18 protein-coding genes are annotated in these 23,485 nt (G+C 38.5%); 15 read left to right on the top strand and 3 right to left on the bottom strand.

Annotated features, from left to right (window positions below):
- Position 1: 1 nt before the first annotated feature.
- Genes H7A25_06255 through H7A25_06245 form a run of 3 tightly spaced genes read right to left on the bottom strand, consistent with a single transcriptional unit; the run spans position 2 to position 3,818 of the window.
- Positions 2-1,270 carry a restriction endonuclease subunit S gene (locus tag H7A25_06255; protein MCP5499486.1) on the bottom strand — a complete coding sequence of 423 codons (1,269 nt, stop codon included), beginning with the start codon at positions 1,268-1,270 and terminating at the stop codon, positions 2-4.
- Entirely contained in the window at positions 1,267-2,265 is a 999-nt protein-coding gene (locus H7A25_06250) for a virulence RhuM family protein (protein ID MCP5499485.1), read from the bottom strand. Before H7A25_06250 ends, H7A25_06255 begins: the two co-directional genes overlap by 4 nt.
- On the bottom strand, positions 2,262-3,818 hold the full coding sequence (locus H7A25_06245) for a type I restriction-modification system subunit M (protein ID MCP5499484.1): 1,557 nt from the start codon (positions 3,816-3,818) through the stop codon (positions 2,262-2,264). The genes H7A25_06250 and H7A25_06245 overlap by 4 nt, the downstream gene beginning before the upstream one ends.
- Before the next feature lie 321 nt (positions 3,819-4,139).
- On the opposite strand from H7A25_06245, the gene H7A25_06240 reads away from it, so the two are divergent.
- The 15 genes from H7A25_06240 (at position 4,140) to H7A25_06170 (ending at position 23,473) form a co-directional block, all read left to right on the top strand.
- The gene (locus H7A25_06240) at positions 4,140-5,846 is read left to right on the top strand and encodes a PEGA domain-containing protein (GenBank protein ID MCP5499483.1); all 1,707 of its coding nucleotides are present in this window, start codon (positions 4,140-4,142) and stop codon (positions 5,844-5,846) included.
- On the top strand, positions 5,830-9,447 hold the full coding sequence (locus tag H7A25_06235; protein MCP5499482.1) for a tetratricopeptide repeat protein: 3,618 nt from the start codon (positions 5,830-5,832) through the stop codon (positions 9,445-9,447). Before H7A25_06240 ends, H7A25_06235 begins: the two co-directional genes overlap by 17 nt.
- A gap of 12 nt (positions 9,448-9,459) precedes the next feature.
- The gene (locus H7A25_06230; GenBank protein ID MCP5499481.1) at positions 9,460-10,482 is read left to right on the top strand and encodes an arylesterase; all 1,023 of its coding nucleotides are present in this window, start codon (positions 9,460-9,462) and stop codon (positions 10,480-10,482) included.
- Between the two features lie 57 nt (positions 10,483-10,539).
- Entirely contained in the window at positions 10,540-11,547 is a 1,008-nt protein-coding gene (locus H7A25_06225; GenBank protein MCP5499480.1) for a hypothetical protein, read from the top strand.
- A gap of 290 nt (positions 11,548-11,837) precedes the next feature.
- Complete coding sequence (locus H7A25_06220; GenBank protein MCP5499479.1) at positions 11,838-12,875, top strand: hypothetical protein; 1,038 nt, start codon at positions 11,838-11,840, stop codon at positions 12,873-12,875.
- An 11-nt stretch (positions 12,876-12,886) separates the two neighbouring features.
- A complete protein-coding gene (locus H7A25_06215) occupies positions 12,887-13,435 on the top strand; it encodes a DinB family protein (GenBank protein ID MCP5499478.1) in 549 nt (182 codons plus the stop codon).
- 7 nt (positions 13,436-13,442) lie between these two features.
- Positions 13,443-14,468, top strand: a complete 1,026-nt coding sequence (locus H7A25_06210; GenBank protein MCP5499477.1) for a hypothetical protein — start codon at positions 13,443-13,445, stop codon at positions 14,466-14,468.
- Positions 14,469-14,487: 19 nt separating this feature from the next.
- On the top strand, positions 14,488-15,015 hold the full coding sequence (locus H7A25_06205; protein ID MCP5499476.1) for a hypothetical protein: 528 nt from the start codon (positions 14,488-14,490) through the stop codon (positions 15,013-15,015).
- A 126-nt stretch (positions 15,016-15,141) separates the two neighbouring features.
- Positions 15,142-17,328, top strand: coding sequence for a glutamine synthetase III (locus H7A25_06200; protein MCP5499475.1), 2,187 nt, complete (start codon positions 15,142-15,144; stop codon positions 17,326-17,328).
- 88 nt (positions 17,329-17,416) lie between these two features.
- The gene (locus tag H7A25_06195; GenBank protein MCP5499474.1) at positions 17,417-18,049 is read left to right on the top strand and encodes a phosphoribosylanthranilate isomerase; all 633 of its coding nucleotides are present in this window, start codon (positions 17,417-17,419) and stop codon (positions 18,047-18,049) included.
- A gap of 4 nt (positions 18,050-18,053) precedes the next feature.
- The gene (gene mutS, locus H7A25_06190; GenBank protein MCP5499473.1) at positions 18,054-20,585 is read left to right on the top strand and encodes a DNA mismatch repair protein MutS; all 2,532 of its coding nucleotides are present in this window, start codon (positions 18,054-18,056) and stop codon (positions 20,583-20,585) included.
- On the top strand, positions 20,582-21,277 hold the full coding sequence (locus H7A25_06185; GenBank protein ID MCP5499472.1) for a YggS family pyridoxal phosphate-dependent enzyme: 696 nt from the start codon (positions 20,582-20,584) through the stop codon (positions 21,275-21,277). Before mutS ends, H7A25_06185 begins: the two co-directional genes overlap by 4 nt.
- Positions 21,278-21,308: 31 nt before the next feature.
- Entirely contained in the window at positions 21,309-22,058 is a 750-nt protein-coding gene (modA, locus tag H7A25_06180) for a molybdate ABC transporter substrate-binding protein (protein ID MCP5499471.1), read from the top strand.
- Position 22,059: 1 nt separating this feature from the next.
- Entirely contained in the window at positions 22,060-22,734 is a 675-nt protein-coding gene (modB, locus tag H7A25_06175) for a molybdate ABC transporter permease subunit (GenBank protein MCP5499470.1), read from the top strand.
- Between the two features lies 1 nt (position 22,735).
- Positions 22,736-23,473 (top strand): ATP-binding cassette domain-containing protein, encoded by a 738-nt coding sequence (locus H7A25_06170; protein ID MCP5499469.1) that lies wholly within the window; start codon positions 22,736-22,738, stop codon positions 23,471-23,473.
- The last annotated feature ends 12 nt before the right edge of the window (positions 23,474-23,485 follow it).

Below are 23,485 nucleotides of genomic sequence, written 5' to 3'. Positions count from 1 at the left end.
ACTAGGCATTTACCTCCGGCTTGGGGAAACTCAACAGTAAATCGCGGTAATACTCATATTGCTTTTGTCGTAAATCAATTTCGCGGGGTAAGCCTTCGGTGATAGAGTTGGTGAGGGCTTCAAATTTGTCGAGGATAGTGACTATTCGGGCTTGTTCATCTGGTGAAGGTATGGGGATTAGTATTTTGGCTAAATTATCAGCGTTTACTCGCCTTACTTTTGCACCCGTAATATACTGTCTTTTTTGTTTATTAAACTGCTCTGTTTGGAAAAAATAAGACACATATTTGGGGTTCAAAGTATGCCTATAGAAACATGCATCACTACTAACGGCAATCTCTCCTTCACCAATCCAAGCGACGGCTTTACAAACATCATCGTCGTTCTCACTTGTTGTGGCTATAACCAAATCGCCTGATTTTGCTCTGCGAGCTTTTTTAGCAAAATCTTCTGAAACAAATGTTTTAGTTTGATCTGTATATGTACCGTAATATGTGTGAATCTGACCATAATGAATACAGCCAACACCCGTTTTGGTAAAATCTTTTTTCAGTAACCCACTACCTCGAATAAAATCACCAACACCCTCTTGTCCCATTGGTAAGTGTATAACGTCCTCTTTATCAAAAGAAAATAGCTGCTCTCGATAGTAGTTGTATTGTTTTTTCCGCAAGGTAAGTTCGGTGGTAAGTTCGGTGGTAAGTTCGGTGGTAAGTTCGGTGAACGCGTCCAGAATGCGGACGATTTCAGCTTGGATTTTGAGAGATTTTTCGGGATTATCGGGACAGGGAATGGGGATTTGAATTTTAATTAAACTATCTTTCGAAACCCTACGAACTTTCGCCCCATTAATGTACTTCCTTTTTTGTTCTTGGAATGCTTCTGTTTCAAAATAATAGGCTAAATACTTTACATTTTGTTCATGTCTAAACAACATCATATCACCAGAAATAGCAACTTCATCTCCAAGCCATGCTAGTGGTTTTACTACATCCTCATCATTCTCTGATGTTGTTGCAAGCAATAGATCATTGTTAATGGCTTTTCTTAATTTTTTAGCAAACTCATGAGACACACAAGTAAAAGCTTTATCAGCTGATAAGCCATATTTAGTATGAAGTTGACCATAATGAATGGCTGGAAAACCAGTATCAATTAAGTCCTTTTTAAGTATTCCGTTACCACGAATAAATTCTCCTACTTCTCCCAATTGCTTCCATTCCACTTCAACCCCATCCAGCAGCTTTTCCATAAAGCTTAAATTACTCATTTTTTACGGCTCTCTTTTTTGGCCTGCTTTTCTAATGCGGCAATAGTTTTCAGGTAGTCTTTTTCTACGTTTTCCAGCGTTCTGGCCTTGTATTTCTTATATTCCAGTTTTGCTTTTTCTTTGGCAGCATCATGAGAGACGTTGCCGGCATTGTCGAGCAATTTACGTCCGGTTGAACTGAGGATATTGTCCAACTCACGCACATAATCGACCATGCGCATTTCACGTTCTTCGATGGCGTTTAATTCGGCCAAATCGAAATAGGCGGAGACAAGGTTGTTCAGTATCCGTAATTCCTGCTCACTGAGGTAGTTTTTGGCGATCATGGCTTCGGCTTGTGTTGGCTGGCTCCCCTTGAAGTTGCTTAAACCGGCAAAAGGTTTGTCGCTATCAACCCGCAGGTAGATGACTTCGCTGGCAGTATGACCATGGGCAGCGTAGTGCAGTTTGTTTTGTACGATTTTGAAAAACGTCAGGCTCTCTTCGCTCTGGGGGTCGTAATCAGTGGCGGTGGCGTAGAGTTCCAATACCTGGCGGTACATCACTTTTTCGCTGGAGCGAATATCGCGAATCCGGTCGAGCAACTCTTTCCAGTAGTTCCCGCCGCCGAGGTTTTTCAAGCGTTCATCGTTGAGAGCAAAACCCTTTTCGAGATACTCTTTCAATACCGTGGAGGCATAGCGCCTGAATTGAACACCGCGCAGCGAACGCACACGATAACCGATAGCCAAAATCATATCGAGATTATACAAGATAATGCCGCGTGAAACCTCACGTTTGCCTTCTTTTTGAACTGTCAACTCCTGGTTGACAGTTGCCTGCTCATACAGCTCATGATCATCATAAATAGCCTTTATGTGTTTGCTGATATTTTGCTTGCTGGTTTGAAACAGTTCGGCAATTTGCAGTTGCGACAGCCAGACCGTGCCGTCTTCCAGACGCAAATCGATTTTTGTGGAGCCATCATCAGTTGTGTAAATAATGACATTACTCATGCTTCATTCCCCTCAATCTCGGCGACAATTGCATCAATATCCTTTCGCAGCTGGTCTATCTTTTTGACGGTGGTTTTCAGTTCAGCATTCAGCCTGGTAATATCAATCACCTCACGGTTATCTTTGGCTTCTACATAGCTACTCACCGATAGATTATAATCATTAGCGGCAATAGTCTCAAAAGGAATCAATTTGGCTATATTTTCCACATCGTTTTTGCTATCAAACATATCCATAATCTTTTGAATATGGTGATCGGTTAATATATTATTATTGGTTTCCTTTTTATAAAAATCTTCACCGCTCGCATCTATAAACTGGGTGTTGGTGTTGGTTTTGTGCTTGGAAAGCACAAGGATATTCACAGCGATGGTAGTACCAAAAAATAAGTTGGGTGCCAGAGAGATCACGGTTTCCACATAGTTATTGTCTATCAGATATTGACGAATTTTCTGTTCGGCACCACCGCGGTAAAAAATACCGGGGAAACAAACAATGGCAGCACGACCTTTGCTGGAAAGGTAGCTCAAAGCATGGAGCACAAAGGCAAAATCGGCTTTGGACTTGGGCGCCAAAACGCCGGCGGGGGCAAAGCGCTCATCGTTAATCAGGGTTGGATCATCCGAACCTATCCATTTCACCGAATAAGGCGGATTCGAGACTATGGCATCGAAGGGTTTTTCATCCTTAAAATGCGGATCGATTAGGGTATTGCCCAGTTGAATATTAAATTTATCGTAATTGATATTATGCAAAAACATATTCATGCGTGCAAGGTTGTAAGTGGTATGGTTAATTTCCTGACCAAAGAAACCATCTTCAATGATATGATTATCAAAATGCTTTTTCGCCTGCAAAAGTAAGGAGCCGGAACCACAGGCAGGGTCATAAATTTTGTTGACACTGGCTTGCTTGTGCATGGCAAGTTGGGCAATCAGCTTGGAAACGTTTTGCGGAGTAAAAAACTCACCGCCTGATTTACCGGCATTGGCGGCATAGTTTGAGATTAAAAATTCATAAGCATCGCCAAATAAGTCAATTTGATTATCCTGAAATTGACCAAACTTTAGCCCTGCCACTCCTTTTAATACGGAAGCCAAGCGGGTGTTTTTATCTTTAACAGTATTTCCCAGACGGTTACTGGTAGTGTCGAAATCAGCGAATAGACCTTTGATGTCCATTTCTGATGGATAGCCATTTGCGGAGTTTTCTATTGCTGCAAATATAGTGGCTAAATCCGTGTTTAGGTTCTCGTTATTATTCGCACCCGCGACTATCTTCTCAAAAAGTTGACTTGGATAGATGAAATAGCCTTTCGTTTTGATGGCATCGTCTTTAATATCGTCGGTAATAACATCATCAGAAAGCTCAGCATAGTGAATACTTTCATCTCCGCCTTCAATGTAGTTTGCGAAATTTTCACTTATAAAGCGATAAAACAGCGTGCCTAAGACATACTGTTTAAAGTCCCAGCCATCTACTGAGCCTCGAACATCGTTAGCAATTTGCCAGATTTGCCGCTGAAGTTCTGCACGTTGTTGGATACTAGTCATGATTGTATTCCTTTATTACGGTAAGAAAATAATCTATTCAATATAGCCACCTAATTAATTAACTGGAAAGATTCTGTTACTAAGCTCTATTAAGTTTACTTTTTTTCAACCTCAAAAAAGTAAGCCCTTCAATGCTAAAACTATACAGAAAAAGACAGAAACAAAGCAGAAAATGCCCCTCTGACTGCCGATTTATGCTTCGGCTCTGACAAATGCACTCACCGAAACTGCCAGAAGCCCGGTATCCACTCATACGATAAAGCTCCTGATTTAGGGCTTGTCTCTTAAGGCTCTATTTTGAAAAGTGTGTGTTAAGAGTCTATGAAATCCATTACCAGCTATATCTCAGTTACAGGGCTTTTTTGTATGTTTTTCTCCTGCTCTTCGGTTCAGAGGATAAACGGGAAAACCTTTCAAATACCGGCCCTTCCGGTTCTCGAAAAGGCCCGTGAGGGCTTAATCACGGGAAATAAAGGTTCCGGTGGAAAAGATTATAAAGAGCGAAAAAAAAGCAGCGGTATCCCGGTTTATACCTTTGCTCCCATTTTGTTTCCGGAAGGATTTTCTGACCTGGATAAACGCATCATTGAACAGGAACTCAAACTCCTCTGGAAAAATTCTTCCTTTCAAGAAGTGGAACTCCCTTTCCGGGTCTGGGTAGACAGGGATAGTTTACAAAAGGCCAGTATGAAAAAAAATATCGATGCTTATATATATACGAATATCCTAATAGACAAACCGGAGAAAGAAAAAACTGATAAGATAAGTTATACGATCAAACAGGACTTGAAAGACCCGGTAAATGCAAGTCTCTTCGGAAGTCTCGAATATAAGCTGGAGGTTTTAAAAGATACCGAAGAAGACAAGAAACCATTTGAACGTATTGAACTCGTTCGCTCGAAAGACAGATACCGTCTTTTAAGTGAAGAAAAAGTTCCTGAGTTTTCTTTTTCCAGGCAAGCTTCTAAGGAAGAACTAAAAACCCTGCTTTTAAAAAGTATATCCGGTGTTTTACAAATTAATACTGTATCGAGTGACTGTGAATTTTATCTCGATGGTAAGGAAGCCGGAAAGCTTCCGGTAAAAGACTTTCCCATTTTAGAAGGTACTCATAAACTAAAAATCTACAAAACAGGTGCGGAAGAAGTAGAAAGAGAAGTTACTGTTCGAGCTGGCGATTCTCTGAATCTTTTCATCGAATGGAAAGACGATTTCAAACTTTCTTCTATGGGTATCAGTACCTATCCTTCCGGCTTGAAAGTCGCCTGGAACAGTGAAATTCAGGGAGAAAGCCCTCTATACTTAAACAATTTACCTCCGGCTCGCTATAATATAAACATACTGAAAGATCTAAAAGAAAAGAAGAACTCTTCTCTTTTTAAATGGAGTCTGGAACTCAAAGCCAAGGATTCTTCTTATATTTCTTTTCCCTTTTATTTGAAAGATGCTGTGGGTGAAGAGGCACAGGATTTCTGGACAGTTTCGGGTAATGGTTCATTGGAACCTAAACTTGGGGGTGGTCTTTTATTTAAACGAAAAAAAGAGAGAGAAAGTTCCGGCTGGAATGGAGTTTTCTCCAAGCCTTTTCCCCCGGCTTCTCTTAAATTGGAAGCAGCCTTTCCTTTCATGGAAAAAGAAGAGAACCTGTATTTTTGCTTTTTCGAAAAAGATAAACCAAGATTCATTATCGAAACAGTAGGAGAAAGGGTAAGTTTGTATGATACAAAATTTGGTCTTAAAACTATGGACTCCTTTACCTTTAAAAAAGAAAAAGATAAAACCGACAGGGCTTTTCATCTCGAAATTGATTCAGATTCGGCTAAGGCCAAATTGGGTCTTGGTGGCAGGGATCTTCTTTTTGCAGAAGTTGATACAGCTTCCGAATGGCGGCTTGCTGTCCTTGTCCGGGATATGGACTCAGAAGAACTTAAAGCCCTGAATTCTCTCTCCCTGACTTATACAGAATTTACAGACCTATTTATAATCCGGGATAAAGAGGAGGATAAAAATAATGATAAGGAAGACTAAGCTTATCTATCTCTTAATTTCGTTTCTTTTGCTTTCCTGTTCTATGTTTCAGAAAAAGAAAGTTTTCGAATCATACTCCGTTCAAAAAGACAGCATCGTTATTAAAGACAGGAAGAATTATAAAAAAGCCAGAAAATATTTGAGTATAGGGAATCGTTATTTCCAGGAAAAAAATTATGAAAAGTCCAGGGAATACGCGAATAAAGCAATAGGACTCTATCCTGACGGCCCGAGCTATTATCTTCTGGGCATCAATGAATTTGAACAAAAGAAATTCGATAAAGCACTGGAGGCTTTCGGGAAAGCAAAAGACCTGTCTCCGAATTCAGAACAAATTCGCCTTTCGTATGCCTATTGTCTTACAAGCCTCGGAAAAAGTGAAGAAGCTCTTAAGGAATATAATAAACTTCAGAAGGACTTTCCTTCAGAACCTATTTATCCTTTCAAGGCCGGGGTTCTTTTAAAAGAGCTCGGGAAAAACGAAGAAGCATATAAAACCTTTCTTTCAGTTAAAGCCGAATCATTCTCGGAACGCTCCCAGCTTTATATGCACTTAGGAGATGTATGCCTGCAACTAAAGAAATATAAGCAGGCCGATGAATACTTTCTGAAAGCCAAAAAAGAAAACCCGGATTTGAAACAGGTTTCCAACTCCCTGAGCGCGAGTAAGAGAGCGGGTCTTATAGAAAAAGGAAATGAGAGTTTAAAGCGCAAGGATTATGATACGGCGATTCATTACTTTGAAGAAGCTGCTAAAAAATCAAAAGAACCATCCATACCGTATTTACTCATTGCCAATACCTATCTTTTAAAAGAAGATTACTCTAAGGCAGAAGCAAATGCTCTGCGCTCTTTAAAATATAACCCTAAAAATAGGGAAACTTATCTGAGTCTAGCCAGCGCTTATTCGGGGAATGGTTTATACTCGAAAGCCATTCAAACTCTAAAAGAGGCCCTGCAAAAAACGCCGGAACACGCTTCTGTCTATAATAGCCTCGGACTGGCCTATCAGAACATAGGACAGAATAAGCAGGCTATGTTAGCTTTTCTGAAAGTAAAGGAATTAGATCCATCTTCCCAGAGTGCCTATATAAACACGGGAAACCTGTTCTTATTGGAAGGAAGGTATTTAGAAGCCAGAAAAGAATACCTGCAAGCCAAAAAACTAAAAGGGAAAGATAATGCGGATAAATATTTACAAATTTGTGATATTTACATTATCCTTGATGCGGGAGATACACAACTCAGACAGGGAAACTTCAACAAAGCTTTACAGGAATACAATAAGGCCTTACAGTTAGACAAGGGAGAAAATATCATCTATAACGCTTTCGGTAGGGCTTTCTTTTTAATGAACCGCTACAAAGAAAGCGAAAAGAACTTTTTAAAAGCTCTATCTCTACAGGCGGACAGCATTCCCTCTTTACAGGGACTGGTTCGTCTGTATGCCAAAACAAGAAATCCTCGCTTTTCTGAATACAAGGAAAAGCTAAATGTTTTGGCAGGAAAAGATCCACTGGCTGCAATTGCCATAGGCAGGATTTATGAAGACGAAGGAAAATTAGAAGAAGCAGAAACCTTCTATTTAAGTATTTTAGAAGAGGCTAAAAAGAAAAAACAAAATGCAGAAGCCATTCATTACCGCCTCGGAACTCTATACTACAAAATGGCACTGCGAGAAAACTCTCTCAAAAACTATGATTCTGCCCTCGGTTTCTTATCAAAGGCAGAAAAGAATAACCCGGACATTCCGGAGCTTGCCCAGACCAGACGGATTATAGAAGAGAACAAAAGCTTCTTAAGCATTCTTCCTATCATAGAAGAAGCCAATGAGCATTTCAATAAGGAAGATTACGAAACCGCTATGCATCATTATGAAAAAGCGTATAAGCAGATGAAGCGGACCTCCCTGATTATTAAAATTGCCGATTGCCTGATAGGTCTCGGTAGAAATGAAAAGGCTCTGGCACTTTTAAACCACGAACTTCAAAAGAACCCGGAAAGTAAAATTGAACTACAGGAAGCCATTAGCTCTTACTATATTAAAACCAAAGACTATGATAAAGCAAAGGAAATGTTGGATAATATCTTAAAAATAAAACCGGACGCTTACTACAGTACCTACCAACTGGGTTTGTTATTTCTAACAGAGGAAAAAGAAAAGGCCATACAGTATTTGAATCGCAGTATCCTGGTAAGGCCCGGTTTTGCACCTACCTACATTGCCCGCGGCATTGCCTATTACGGAATCGGGGAGAAAGGAAAGGCCAGGGAAGAGTTTGAAAGGGCGGAAAAATTAGATTCAGCGCTCGAATTAGCACCTTATAATATTGGAGTTCTTTATTTTAACGAAGAACTCTACGAAGAAGCAGAGAAAGCCTTTGAAGGTCTGGTGAAAAAATACCCGGATTTTCCTGATCCGAGATACCATCTGGCCTATATAAACTATGACAGAGGCAATTTAGATAAAGCAGAATTGCATATTCGAAAAGCCTTAGAACTTAAAAGGGATGCTAAAAATCTCTTTGCCTGCATCACTGTCCTTGACGCCTTAATCCGGGATAATAAACGAATGGAGTTTAAAGAAGAAGTGGCGTCTTTGAGTAAAGAGTTATTAGAGAAATTTCCTGACAGCAAACAGGCCAGGCAATCAGAAAAGTTTTTGCAATCTTATGAAGACAAACCTGTATATATACAAAAGTATCCTCTAAAGGATCGCTTTCTCGGCCTTCCGATTCTTGTAAATGGAAAATTAATCGTAAACTACGGTCGCTCAATTGCAGTCTATCGAAACACAAACAAATCTTTATTGTGGAGAAAAGAAAGCTCCACTCCTTACAAAAAACTGGCAGTTAACGGAAGATTATATGCCTTTTCCAAAAAAGGGATCGAGCAGATTGATTTGAAAACGGGAAAATCCTTAAGTAGAATCAGTTTAAAAGTTCGAAAGCCTTTACAATTAGAAGCCGGAACCTATATCTATGCCTCTTACATTGATACAAAAGGAAAATACAAACTCCAGAGTTTTAGCTTTTCCTTAAAGACTCTGGCCCGTATCAGCTTAAAGAAAAATGCGAAATGGTCCAGTGCAAAAGATGGCAAGCTCTACATGGTTTTTGATGATAAAGAAAAAACATCCAAATGGCTTATCCTGAACCCCTTACTAAAACCTCAAACTCCGCTTCAAACCCTTGCGGAAATAGGAGAAGGAAGCTCTCATTTATTAAAAAGTACAGAAGAATACTCTATGCTTTTAAAAGGTACAAAACTTATCAGACTAAATACGGACAAAACCTATAAAGTCATAGAGGAGTTCCCTAAAAAAATGGAAAGCCTCGGAGGCTTTGGAGAGTTTTCCTTCCTTCATTCGGATAATGTTATATATGCTTACAACTATAAAGAAAATAGCTTACATACCCTAAAAAGACCGGAAACCTTGAAGGGCAACTTACTTCCCTATAATAAGTATTTTATACAACTTGAAAATAATAAAGAAATTTCTTTTCATGAAGATGATGGAGACCTAATCTGGAAGGAAAATATGCCGGAAAACAAATATAGCTTCGGAATCTATTCTCTTGTATTCAGACGCAAAAATTAAAGGATATTCAAAATGACTAAACGACTCAGTATCTTACTCTTTTTATTTTTTATCTCCTGCTCTTCATTTCAGGAAAAAAAGCTTCCTTCTTGTAGCCGTATCGATGCTATCCCCGGGCCGGAAGACTTTGCCCTCAACGAAGCAAAAGGACTTTTATATATTAGCAGTCATAATAGAAGAAAACCCGAAGAAGATGGAAAGATTTTTCTATTAAATCTCAACGAAGATATGCCCCGACCTACAATATTAAATTCTTCTTACCCTCCTGGTTTTAAACCGCTGGGAATGAGCCTTGTTAAAAAAGATACAGAAGAATTGCTTTACGTAATTTCAAGACCCCTAAAAGAAGAAGAGAATCACAGGATAGAAGTTTTCAAAATACAGGATAAGAAACTTGAATACATAAAACAGATAACAGATCCTTCAATCATTAGTCCGAATGAACTCGTGGCTTTACCTTCCGGAGAAATCTTCGTTTCAAACGATAAGAGCTCGAGAAGCGAATCTTCTATGCTCATAGACGCAATATTCGGCTTAAAACGAAGTCGAATCGCCTACTTTGATGGAAAGAGCTGGACTCTCCTCGAAAACGCAGTAGGAGGAGGAAACGGGATTCACTATCTTAAAGAAAAGGACGAAGAATTTTTATTTCGCACGGCCATGTTTGATAAAAAACTATATAAGTATAAGATAATACGCATAGATGGCAAACTCAAGCTAAAAGAATTGCAGGAGTATGAGCTCGGTGGAGCCGGAGATAATATAACAGAAACCGAGGATAAGTCCTTACTTTTTACTTCACATCCTTCTTTCTCCGAATTTTTATCGCATAAAAAATCTAAAGAAAATATTTCTCCTTCTGTAGTTCATATCCTGAGACCCGGTTCCCAAAAGCCGGAAATCCTGTATGCCAACTCCGGAAAGGAAATTTCTGCGGCCAGTACTGCCCTTATCTATAAAGATAAACTTTACCTGGCTCAAATTTTTGATTCTTTTTTAATCCGTTGTCCTCTATCAGTACAGCTAAAGGAGTAAAGTGCTTGTATTCTTATCACACTGTAATAGGATGAAAATAGATTTGAGAGGAAAGCCATGCGAACAATTTACCTGATTCTTAGTATCCTGCTATATACTTATATAACCGAATTGCGGTCTGAAGAAAAATGGAATGTCCCGGAACTTATGGATAAGGCTTTTTCTCTTCCTGCCGGCTATTATAAACTCAGGCACTATCTGAGGGAAGCGAAACCTATCCCGGTTCGACCGGATGCTCCCTCTACATTAACTATGCGAGATACCTATATCAACAAAGAGGAAAAAATCATTCATCTCTTCGTAAATGCGAAAAAGAGAGAAGCCAATGCGGGTGAGCTATTTTATATCTGGGAAGATGTGACAAAAAAAGTCAAACGTAAACTCTTTATTGACTCTAAAAATCGTATCTATTTATATAATACAGATTCAGGGTCTTTACAGGAAATCAGGGAAGAAGAAAAGATGCAGACTTTTCCGGGTTCTTTCTTCTCCTATCTGGATTTAAGTTATTTCTCCTTTCGCAAACACTATAAGGAAGTAAGGCGAGAAGAATTTGACTACGAGAATGTTGAAAAATGGGACTATCGTTTAGACCCTGTAGAAACGATAGAAGAAGAACAGTCTTATCAAAAACATTTGCTTTTAGGAATCTATCCGTATTTTTCTGACAAACTAAAAGGGAAGAATCCCCTGAAAGCAGCAGAAAAGGGAGATCCGTTTTCCATTTTCGAAACAAAACCTTCAAAAGGTCTAATAGAAGAATCTCCTTATATACTGAATTATAAATTTACCTACCGGCGACTTGTAGCCGCGATTCGTCCGAAAGAGAAAAGTCTATTTCGTATCGATTATTTTTTTCACGACGGAAGGGTCTATAAATCTTTGTACCCGGAAATAGGAGAGATTCCTTTAAAAGAAAAAGGAGAAAAGAAAAAGCAGGTTCTAATGAAGAAATTGAGAATACTCCATCTCGACGATGCAAAAGAATCTATTTTAGAGTTTATAGAAGCCAGTAGGGATATTTCTCTTGTAGAGGAATTCTTCAGTTTGAAGAATATGCGCTAAGTTTTACACTACTCAGCATTTATTACAGTTCTTACCCGTAAATTGCTTTCCGGAATAAAATTCCCCGAATAAAAAATTTATTTCCGATATTAAAGAATAAGAAAACATCCGGTCTTTTTGACAGACTCAAAATATGCTTATTTTTAGAGCAGAACCGGAAGCAAAGATAAAAAGTACGTGCTTTTTTTTAAAATAGGTGTATAATAAGTGAAGGTTGAATGAGAAAATTTTTATTGCCTATTAAGGGACAAAAAAAATACTTTCCCTTGGGCTTGTACCGAGGTGGGATTATGAATACGGAAAAATTAACGGATAGCCAATTAGAAGAAATTATTAATAGTTTTGAAGGTTTGGCCCTTGTTGTAGGAGAATCTAACGAGAAAGCTATACGCTCTTCGTTTAACACCAAGGTAAAAGATAACCATCCGGATTCCACCCAGGACCCGGTTTTAAAGCGCCTTTACGAAGACAAGCTCAAAGAATACATCAACTACCGGGATATTTGTCTAAAATACTGGAACCGAGAAGGTCTGTCGGATGAAATTGAATCCTACAGGCTAAAAAAGAAAATTACCAGTACGTTTTTAACCTATTACCAGAAATCCAGGCCGGTTCGTTATGTGGCCTTAAGTTTTACCCTTTTAGCCGGTTTTATTTATCTTTTTGATTTAAAAGGTGTCTGGAAAGACATTTCGCGTGGAGCCACCTACACTACCCAGGGGAAAACTCCTCCCAAAGTCGAAAAAAATGAAAAAGTGCCCGAATCCAAACCTGAAGTAGCCAGTGCCAGTTCTCATGTTGTACCGGAGCCCAAGGACGATCCGGAAATGTTCCCGGAAGGAGTGGCTTTTATTGAAAAGTTTGTCGTTCATAAAACAGGACTTGCAATAAAGCGAGAACCTACTTTCACCTCTCAAACAGTTACCTTGCTTCCTTTCGGAACAAAACTTACAGTGAAAATGACGAAAAAAGTCATCAAATTGAGTGGAACGTACGCAAACTGGTATTATATCAAGGAAGTAAATGGTTATGCTTTAGGAGAATATCTCGTTGGTTCGGAACCTAAAGATAATTTTCCTTTGAATCTCATAGAAAATACCTTGAACAATACCTATACTACAAATTTACGTATAAAATACGGTAGTAATGTAATTTCCTTATACAAAAATAAAGTATTTTATTATCCCAGCCGTAATGATAGGGATTATACCGAGGTGGGTATTTATCATATCAAAGATAATCAGATCTTTATTCAGTTAGAAGATAGTGAAATTGTCTTGAAATATAAAGCCGCCAATGAATTTGATATAGTATCCGCTAAATATTAGGAGGTTCTGGCTTGGAGCAGGCCGAACTCGAAAAAGTTTATTTCAAAAGTCAGATAATATTTGCTTTAAAGCAATTATTTCAGGAAGCAGAAGATCTTTTCACCTCGTTTCAGGATGAAGATTTCTTCGTAAAGCCCGATTTTGGTTGGTCTCCGGCTCAAAATCTGGAGCACCTTTCCAAGTCGACTTCCATTATTCCTATAGCCCTTCGTTTACCCCGCATCGGCTTGCTGGTTTTTGGTAGTGGAGGTAATAGTTCTCGTGATTATGCCGAAATCCGAAATACTTATATTGATAAACTGGAAAAAGGTGCAGGAGCCGGCGTTTTCTCACCCGGGTACCCCGGCGAAAGTGTAGGCAGAAAACGAATGATAGACCACTGGGAAAAGATCGGCCATGATTTTGATCCGTCTTTAAAAACCTGGAAAGAGGAAGAATTGGACAAATACAGGCTACCGCATCCCATACTCGGTCTCATTTCTATACGGGAAATGCTTTTCTTTACCATGTATCACATTACCCGCCATGTGGACAATGTAAGAAAGAAAAAGGAATCTTAGCCCTGAGATGAACTGGAAAGAATTACTAAAATTTTCTTACAAGAAACCCCAGCTTTCTGAGGAAGAAACCAGGGCTTTACAAAAGCGAGAGACTCTTTATCAAAAAATTGAAAATGCTTATTCAAGGTTGGAATCTATAGAGATTCTAAATAGCAATTCTAAATACGAAGATTCCACTATCCTTTCAGGAAAACTGGCTCTCGATGTCTTGAACATCGGACTTTTTTTAGAAGATGAAGCTCCCATCCGGTCTCTCATGGAAAGGGAAACCTGTAAAAATAAAATAAAAGATACGAAGTTAACCCAACTTATAGAAGATAATGAAATTCAGTTTCAAAAGCTTAGTGGAGACTCTCCTCCCAGCGGAGAAGAAGCTGAAACCTTCGAAACTTTTCTTTCTCAGATTTTATACTATGAAGAAAAAATACTTAAAAAGTTAAAAAACGAAGAACTTCATACTCCTATAGATGATTATAAAAAAAGACTTACCTTACATTCTATTCTCGCGTTGTTAATTCTCGGAATGGGCCTATACATTCCTGCTAAAACCTATTTGAAATACAGGATTCAAGCAGATACTGTAAACCTGTATTATTTTAATGAAAAATTCCCTCTGACTGAAAATCCGGGAACAGAAAACAGGATACAACAGGCCCTCCTTATTGATTCAAACTGGCATGATTACACTTTTGCACTTCCGGCTCCCCTACAGGTAAGTTCAATACGATTTGAACCCCTGCACCAGGATGGAGTTAAGTTTCAAATAAAGTCTTTGAAACTTTTGGACGCTCAAAAAAAGGTTCTTATGCTAAAAGAATTTGTGGTAGGAAATAATAACCTCCTGAAAGAACAGTCTGCTATAAGCAAAGTTAACCACATTATCCCCTCCGGGAAGGCTCTCCCGGATCAACTTGCAACCTTCCAATCCAAAGGAAACAATCCTTTTTTCTATTTACAGATAGAAAAAACCGAGAATGTTGCTTTTATTGAGCTGAAAATGCGCATAACGAAAAGAAAGCAATTCTCGGAGTAAAATACTATGAGGTTGCCAGATGCAAGAATTAACGGAATCGGAATATAAAGCCGAGAAGAAGAAGCTATTTTCTGCTAAAACTCCGGATAAATACATCGATAAAACCATTCAATCCCGCTTAAGTCGGGGGATGAGGGCGAAAATTACAAGGGAATGGTTAGAAAAAACAGGATATACAATAGAAGATATTCAGTATGCAAGAAACAGGCATCCCTACTGGAAAAAAAAGAAAAGTAAGGGAAGTTCGGAAAGGCAGGTGGAAAGGTTAAAGAAATTTGATTTTCGCGAAAAAGGTGCAGCGAACCTTATTTGGACGGATGAAATGCTTAAAGACTTCTTAAGTAAAAATTCTTCTATGTCTGATCATGAGCTGGCAAAGTATTTTCAGACTACTCTACCAGCTATTAACCACATCCGTCGTAAAATTAAGCTATCCGAAAGGATTTTAACCGCTACAAAAAAAAAGGTAAGTGTAAAATCAATTATTCCACTTATAAAGCGAGCTGAAAAAGGCTTAAAAGCAGAATTACTTGAGCTTGAAAAATAATTGGCATGGTTATTGCTAATATATTAGAAAAGAAAATCGGACATTTTGGATCCGGTTGATTGAAAATATAAGCCATCAAAAAAAGATGGGGTATATAGAAGTTTTAATAAGGAAGAAGGAAACAATATGGAGCAAATTACAGCAAGACAGGAAGCTATTTCAATCATCACAAACACTGAAGTAAGGGAAGCGGAGATTGATTACACAGAAATTCCTGTTACGGAACTGTTTGGTAGTAAGGTATTTAATGATGTAGTAATGAGAGAGCGCCTGCCCAAGAATATCTATAAGTCTTTGAAAAAGACCATAGACCTGGGTTTACCCCTGGAAGCGGAAGTAGCTGATGTTGTCGCTACTGCCATGAAAGACTGGGCAATTGAGCATGGAGCTACCCACTATACCCACTGGTTTCATCCATTAACAGGCCTTACTGCTGAAAAACACGATTCTTTTATTAACCCTACCGGAAGTGGTAAGGTGATTATGGATTTTGGTGGAGATCAATTAATTAAAGGCGAACCGGATGCTTCTTCTTTTCCTTCCGGAGGAATTCGGGCAACATTCGAAGCAAGAGGTTATACCGCCTGGGATTGTACCTCACCTGCCTTTATAAGAGGCACTACACTGGTTATTCCTACAGCATTCTGCTCATATACTGGAGAAGCTCTTGACAAGAAGACTCCTCTTCTTCGTTCTATTGATGCTCTATCTCAACAGGCTCTTCGTATCCTGAAGCTTTTTGGAAATACAACCAGCCCTCGTGTAGTAACCACAGTAGGACCCGAGCAGGAATATTTCTTAATCGATAAGAATTTCTACAATTTAAGACCGGACTTGATTGCAACCGGAAGAACTCTATACGGTGCAAGACCGATTAAAGGACAGGAATCTGAAGACCATTACTTTGGTTCTATCAAAGATAGAATCCAGGAATATATGGAAGATGTAGAATCTGAACTCTGGGCCTTAGGTGTAACAGTTAAAACCAGACACAATGAAGTAGCACCCGCTCAGTACGAAATTGCTCCGATTTTTACCACTACTAACGTAGCTATGGACCATAACCAGTTAGTAATGGATATCCTGAAAAAAGTAGCAAATAAGCACGGTCTGGCCTGCCTTCTCCATGAAAAGCCTTTCAAAGGGGTAAACGGTAGTGGAAAACACAATAACTGGTCAATGGCTACTACTGACGGACATAACCTTTTAGAGCCAGGTGATAATCCCCACGAAAACGCTCAATTCCTCGTATTTCTTGTAGCGACCATTAAAGCTGTAGACATGTTTGGTGATTTACTCCGTGTATCGATTTCTAACCCCGGTAACGACCACCGCCTCGGTGCAAACGAAGCTCCTCCGGCCATCCTTTCTGTTTTCTTAGGAGACCAGCTTAACGACATCATCGAGCAAATTGCGGAAGCAGGTGGAGCCAAGTCTTCTAAAAAAGGAAGCTTCATGCAGGTTGGAGTTTCTACAATTCCTTCTTTACCCAAGGATACTACTGACAGGAATAGAACCTCTCCTTTTGCTTTTACCGGTAATAAGTTTGAATTCCGTGCAGTTCCTTCTTCTCTTTCTATTGGCGGTCCGAACCTTGCCCTGAATACAGCTGTAGCTTATACACTGGATCTCATGGCAACCGCTATCGAAAAAGAAATGTCTTCCGGTAAGACACTTGAGAAAGCTGTAGAGGTTGTTCTGGCTGATGAAATCAAGAAGCACAAGAAAATCATCTTCAACGGGGATAACTATACAGAAGAATGGCAAAAAGAAGCAGCTAAAAGAGGTCTTCCTAATTTAAAAACTCTCGTAGATGCCCTTCCTGTTCTAAAAGAAGATAGAATTGTAAACCTTTTTGGTAGATACAGTGTTCTTTCTGCTCGTGAAGTGGAAAGCCGCTATAATATTATCCTCGAAGACTACAACAAGTCTATCGTAAGAGAAGGAATTGCTACTCATGATATAGGAAAGACTAAGATTCTTCCTGCCTGTATCAAGTATCAAAAAGACCTCGCTGATAGTATCAATGCTTCTAAATCTGTTCTTTCGGATGCAGATCTGGCACCTCAAATTGAACTCTTAAAAGAAGTTAGCCTGAAAACCAGCAAGCTCAAGTTGAAATTAGACGAGCTAAATAAAATTCTCGCTCACGAAGATAGTAGTGATGATGTTCTGAAACATGCTACTTATTGCAAAGATAAGATCATCCCTGCTATGAACACAGCAAGAGAGATAGCCGATGAACTCGAACTCCTGGTAGATACAGCTCTCTGGCCTCTCCCTACTTATTCGGAAATGCTTTTCATCGTGTAAAAAACAATCCTCAGAAGGTGGTGTACGCCACCTTCCTTTCTAAAAATCTATTTTCAAAAAAACCTGATATAAAAATCTGTTCAGAGGTATGGAACAGAACACTAAGGTAAAGATCTGCGGCGTAAAAGACCCGGATATAGCCATGGCCTGCCTCGAATATGGAGCTGATTTCATTGGCTTTAATTTCTCTCCCTTTAGTAAGCGCAAAATTGAACCCGATAACTTATCCGAAATCTTTTCTATCTTTACCGGTTTAGAAGAAAGGTCTGCGAAGTTAGTGGCTCTTTTTTACAAAAATTCAGAAGAGGAAATTACCAGCATTCTCTCCGAATTTTCCTTTGACTATGTTCAATATGTTGTTCAGGAATCCTTTGAACTCCCCCTTTTTTTAGGAAGCTTTGGAATTCCGCTTCTTCCTCAATTTCAGGTAAAGGATGATTTCATTGTAGAGGACATAGAGTTATTTACAAATGAATACATGATTCTGGATAGCTACAGTAAAGATGCGGGTGGTGGCACCGGTGAAACTTTTAATTGGGATTTACTGAGAGGTATTCAAAGAAAATACTTCCTGGCCGGCGGTCTAAATCCGGGTAATGTAAGAGAAGCTATCCAAAAAGTTAAACCCTTTGGTGTTGACGTAGCTTCAGGAGTAGAATCACTCCCCGGAAAGAAAGATAGGAATCTTATCAAAGAGTTTATACAGAATGCAAAAAAATGATCCCATGAATACTCCTGCCATGAGGCAGTTTCAAGAAATCAAGGCCAAATATCCTGATGCCATTTTATTCTTTCGGATGGGAGATTTTTATGAAATGTTCGGGGATGATGCAGTAGAAGCCTCTGCTATCCTTGATATTGCTTTAACAAAACGACAGAATAAGATTCCCATGTGCGGCATCCCCTATCATGCAACGGAAAACTATATATCAAGGCTTATTTCGGCCAACCGTAAGGTTGTTATTTGTGAACAAATAAAAGATACAACAGGTAATTCCAAGTTATTACAGAGAGAGGTTGTACGGGTTTTAAGCCCCGGGACAGTAGTTGAAGAAAACCTTTTAAAAGGTTTTTCTAATAATTATTTTTGTGTTATCTATTTTGAGGAAAACTCGGTATTTTTAGGATTTGCCGATGTTTCTACCTCAGACCTGTACTACTGCCACTATAGTAAAGATAATTATCTTAAAGCTCTGGGAGTTATTGCCAAGTTTTCTCCAAGCGAAATTATCCTCTGCCAACACCAGAAAGAAAAATTTCGAGAGTTTTTAACAGAACCTCCCTGTCTCCTTTCTTATATCAATACCAATTTAATTTCTTTTGATGGAGAAACGGAAAGTAAGTTTTATAGATTGAAAAACATTATCCGTTTTGTTCTCGATGAAAACTTTAAAAATCATAGCTTTGAATTTAAAAGTCCGGTTATCATCGATGATAAAGAATATCTGGAAATTGATGAACAAACAGCGAGAAATCTTGACTTAGTAGAAAACCAGATTTCAAGAGACAAGCAATTTAGCCTTTTTTCTGTTCTGAACCACTGCTTTACAGGCATCGGTAAACGTATTCTTGTGAATCGTATTCTCTTTCCATTTCGAAACCGACTCATGATCGAAGATACCTGGGATAAAATCGAAAAACTACAAACCGACAAGAAAACTCGCAAAGCCCTCGCTGAATTTTTATCCTCTTTTGCTGATACAGAACGGATATTAAACCGCTTTCGTGCCGGTAGGGCTTTACCCAGAGATTTTAGGACTATCAGAAAAAATATAGATATAGCTTCTTCTATTCATAATCTTTTAAATGAAAAGCAATATGGTTTTATTTTCCCTGAATCGGAACTTTCACAATTAGACTCTTATATCGCCGAAAGACTTTCCGAGGGAGAACTTCCGGCCATTTTAGGTTCCGGGGGAGAGTTTATACGTAAAGGTTTTAATGAAGCCCTGGATCGAGCCAGGGAGGCCAGGACTAAGGGTAAGGACTGGATCTTAGACTTAGAAGAAAAAGAAAAAAAGAAAACAGGACTCAACACCTTAAAAATTCGATACAATAAGGTAGTGGGTTACTTTGTAGAAATTTCCAGAGCTCAGGCCAAATCAGTTCCGGCTAATTATATAAAAAAACAGACCCTGGTTACATCGGAGCGCTTTTCCTTTTCTGAATTAGATGAGATCGAAAGAACTATTTTAGAAGCAGATGATATTATACTGGAAATTGAAAAAATAGAATTTGAGAATATGCTAAATAAATGTCTCGAATTTTTTCATACACTCCTGAATCTTTCCAAACAGGTGGGAGAGCTGGATTTTATTTTATCTCTCTGTATCTGCAATGACAAATATTCCTGGATAAAACCGGAAATTTGCGAGGATGGCAGTCTTTCCCTACAAGATGCAAGACACCCCGTCGTAGAAGCCTATCTTCCTCCGGGAGAGCGTTTTGTTCCGAATACCCTTGAACTGAATCGCTACGATGCAAGCATTGCCATTCTTACCGGTCCCAATATGGCGGGCAAATCGACTTTCATGAGACAGGTGGCCATTTGCCAGATTTTATTCCAGATGGGTTCCTTTATCCCGGCCAAAAAAGCGAAGTTAGCCCTGGTAGACAAGGTCTTTACACGAATTGGTTCCGGAGACAATTTGACTTCCGGCGAATCTACTTTCTTCCTGGAAATGAAAGAAACAGCTTACATCTTGAAAAATAAAACCAAAGATAGCCTCATTCTTTTTGATGAAATTGGAAGAGGAACCTCCACGTATGACGGGATGAGCCTTGCCTGGGCGATTATTGAATATTTAAATCATAACTCTGAACCGGGAGACAAAACGAAAACTCTATTTGCCACTCATTACCATGAACTCACGGAGTTAGAAAGAGAAACCGGAATTTTTAATTTATACATGGATGTAGTAGAAAAAGAAGATACAATTATCTTCATGAGAAAGGTTCGGAAAGGTAGGGCCAGGAAATCCTTTGGAATATATGTGGCAAGGCTTGCCGGAGTTCCCGTATCAGCAATACAGAGAGCAAAAGAAATTTTGGAAGGTTTAGAATCCCGTAAAAAAACAATACAGTTCAAATCAAATGAACCAACTCTTTTTAATATGGATGCTATCAAGCAGGAGGCAGAAGAAGATACTCTGAAACAAGAAATTCTTTCTTTGGAGATTGAAAAAATGACTCCTCTTGAAGCTATTTCGGTTCTAAACCGCCTCCAACAGGATCTTCTAAAGAAAAAGGGAAACTGATGCAAGACATTAAATCTAATTTAACCACTATCCATGCTCGTATAGAAAAAGCTTGTAGAAAAGCGGGAAGAAAAAAAGAAGAAGTCAAACTACTCCTCGCAACTAAAACCGTCCCGGCAGAAAGAATCTTGATAGCAGGCGAATGTGGTGAAAACTTAATCGGAGAAAATAGAGTCCAGGAAGCAGTAGAAAAGTTAGAAGCTATCGAGCACTTTCCATTTGAAAGGCATTTCATCGGCCACTTGCAATCCAACAAAGTGAAAGATATTCTAAAATACGCACATACGATTCAGTCTATAGATAGGTTAAGCATAGCCGAAAAATTGGAGAATCACCTGCAAAAAGAAGGACGTTCTATAAATGTTTTGATTCAGGTTAACTCTTCATACGAAGAAAGTAAATTCGGTATGGAGCCGGAAAAAGCTATCGAACTACTTCGCTCTGTTTCTAAACTCTCCTGTCTCAGGATAAAAGGACTCATGACTATTGGAGCCAATACGGAAGAAGAAACTCTCATTCGGAAAAGTTTTCAAATTATAAAAAACTTACAAAAACAAATTATAAAAGAAGGTATAGAAGGTGTATCTATGGATATTCTTTCTATGGGAATGTCTTCCGATCTGGAACTGGCCATAGAAGAAGGTTCCAGTCTGATTCGGGTAGGCTCGGCAGTATTTGGAAATAGAGGATAAACTTCCTTTATCCCTGATTAAGTAAAATGTAATGAAGCGAATAATCCTATCTTTTTTATTTTTTTTTATTAGTTGTAATATAAAAAAAGAAGACTCTTTAACTGTCTCGGCTGCCATTAGTTTAAAAGACTCCTTAAAAGAAATTACAATTCTTTATCAAAAAAAGTATCCCCAAAAACTCTATTTTAATTTTGGTGCATCAGGAACCCTTCAAAAACAGATCTCTGCCGGAGCACCTGTGGATATTTATATCTCAGCCTCTGAGAAATTTATGGATATTCTTCAGAATGAAGGTCACATTCTTACCGGTACTCGAAAAATATTACTTGAGAATGATTTAGTTCTCGTTACTCACAAAGGGAGTAGTTTTAAAATATCTAAATTAGAAGATATTTTACAATACCCACAATTAAAAATAGTTATAGGAAACCCGGATACAGTTCCTGCCGGAAAGTATGCAGTAGAAACCTTGCAGTCTTTAAATCTGTATGCAAAAATAAAATCTGATTTAATTTATGCAGAAAATGTTAGACAGGCATTCAATTACGTTTTAACAAAAGAAGTAGATACCGGCTTTGTATACTATTCGGACCTCTACAAATCCGAGAATAAAGCAAATTTGGCATATAAGATTCCTTCACGTTTACATAAACCCATTACTTACCCGATTGCCATTATAAAAGATTCTGCAAAAATTATAAAAGCAGAACAGTTTATAAAATTTCTCGATTCCGAGGAAGGAAAAACCATATTTAAGAAGTATGGCTTCAGGATAAAATAGTATGTTTTTATTTGATGAGTCGACTCTATTTTCCTTAAAACTCTCTTTAAAAGTTTCCTTTTTCTCTACTCTATTCGTGCTGATCGTGGGAATTATCATAGCCTATATTCTGGCCAGAAAATCTTTTTTTGGTAAAGAATTTCTGGATATACTTTTTACTCTTCCCCTGGTTTTTCCTCCTACCGTAACCGGTTACTATTTAATTTTACTTTTTGGTCGAAATGGATACATAGGAAAAAGTTTATATGCTATCAGTGGGTTTAGTTTTATGTTTTCCTGGCAGGGAGCCGTACTTGCCTCTTTTGTTGTTTCTATTCCCTTAATGATTAAAACAAGCAGAGCTGCTATCGAATCGGTAGACAGTCACTTGATTAATGTGTCTTACTCCCTTGGTAGATCGGAGTTTGATACAGCTATTAAAATTATATTACCTTTATCTAAAAAAGGGATTATAGCAGGTGCAATTCTATCCTTTGCACGATCAATGGGAGAATTTGGTGCAACATTAATGATAGCCGGAAATATACCGGGAAAAACCAACACCATGCCCCTGGCTATTTATACATATAATAGCAGCGGAGATTATAGGGAGGCTAATATATTAGTAATCTTCTTTACCCTCATATCGGGAAGCTTTCTTTATCTTGCCAATCGACTCACAAAAAAGGTAATATAAGATGAAGCTATCCGTAAAGGTTCAAAAAAAATTTCCTTCCTTTACCCTCGATGTAAGCTGGGATGCCTATAATGAGATAAGCGTATTATTTGGTTCTTCGGGAGCCGGAAAAAGCATGACTCTTAACCATATCAGCGGCTTTTCAAAGCCCGATACCGGACAGATTATATATGGAGATAAAGTTTATTACGACTCGGATCTAAAAATAGATATTCCTCCGCAAAAAAGACCTTTCGGCTATGTATTCCAGACAAATTCTCTTTTCCCTCATATGACAGTCGAAGAAAATATTTGTTATGGGCTAAAAGACTTACCCAAGAAAGAAAAAAAAGAAAGAGTGATGGAAATTGCTGAACAAATGCAGCTCAAATCGCTACTGCATCGTTCTTCACAGGAAATATCCGGAGGGCAAAAACAAAGGGTAGCTCTCGCACGTTCCCTTGTTCGAAAACCGGAGCTTCTCCTACTCGATGAACCTTTCTCATCTTTAGATACTCCCATACGAATAGAAATGCAAAATTTATTGAGAGATATTCGGGATAATTATAATATTCCTATCGTCCTGATTACCCATGACATTCTGGAAGCTCGTAGAATTGCAGACAGAGTAATAATTTATTCAGAAGGAAGAATTTTGCAGGATGATACGATTGAGGAAGTTTTTCGGCATCCTAATCATGTTCTCGTAGAACAGCTAATACAACCCTATCCTTTTTTAGATATTTCTAAAAAAGGATAAAGTGAAAAACGT

It is taken from the genome of Leptospiraceae bacterium, assembly GCA_024233835.1.
GTDB lineage: Bacteria > Spirochaetota > Leptospiria > Leptospirales > Leptospiraceae > JACKPC01.
This window is presented reverse-complemented; position numbering and strand designations above follow the sequence as displayed.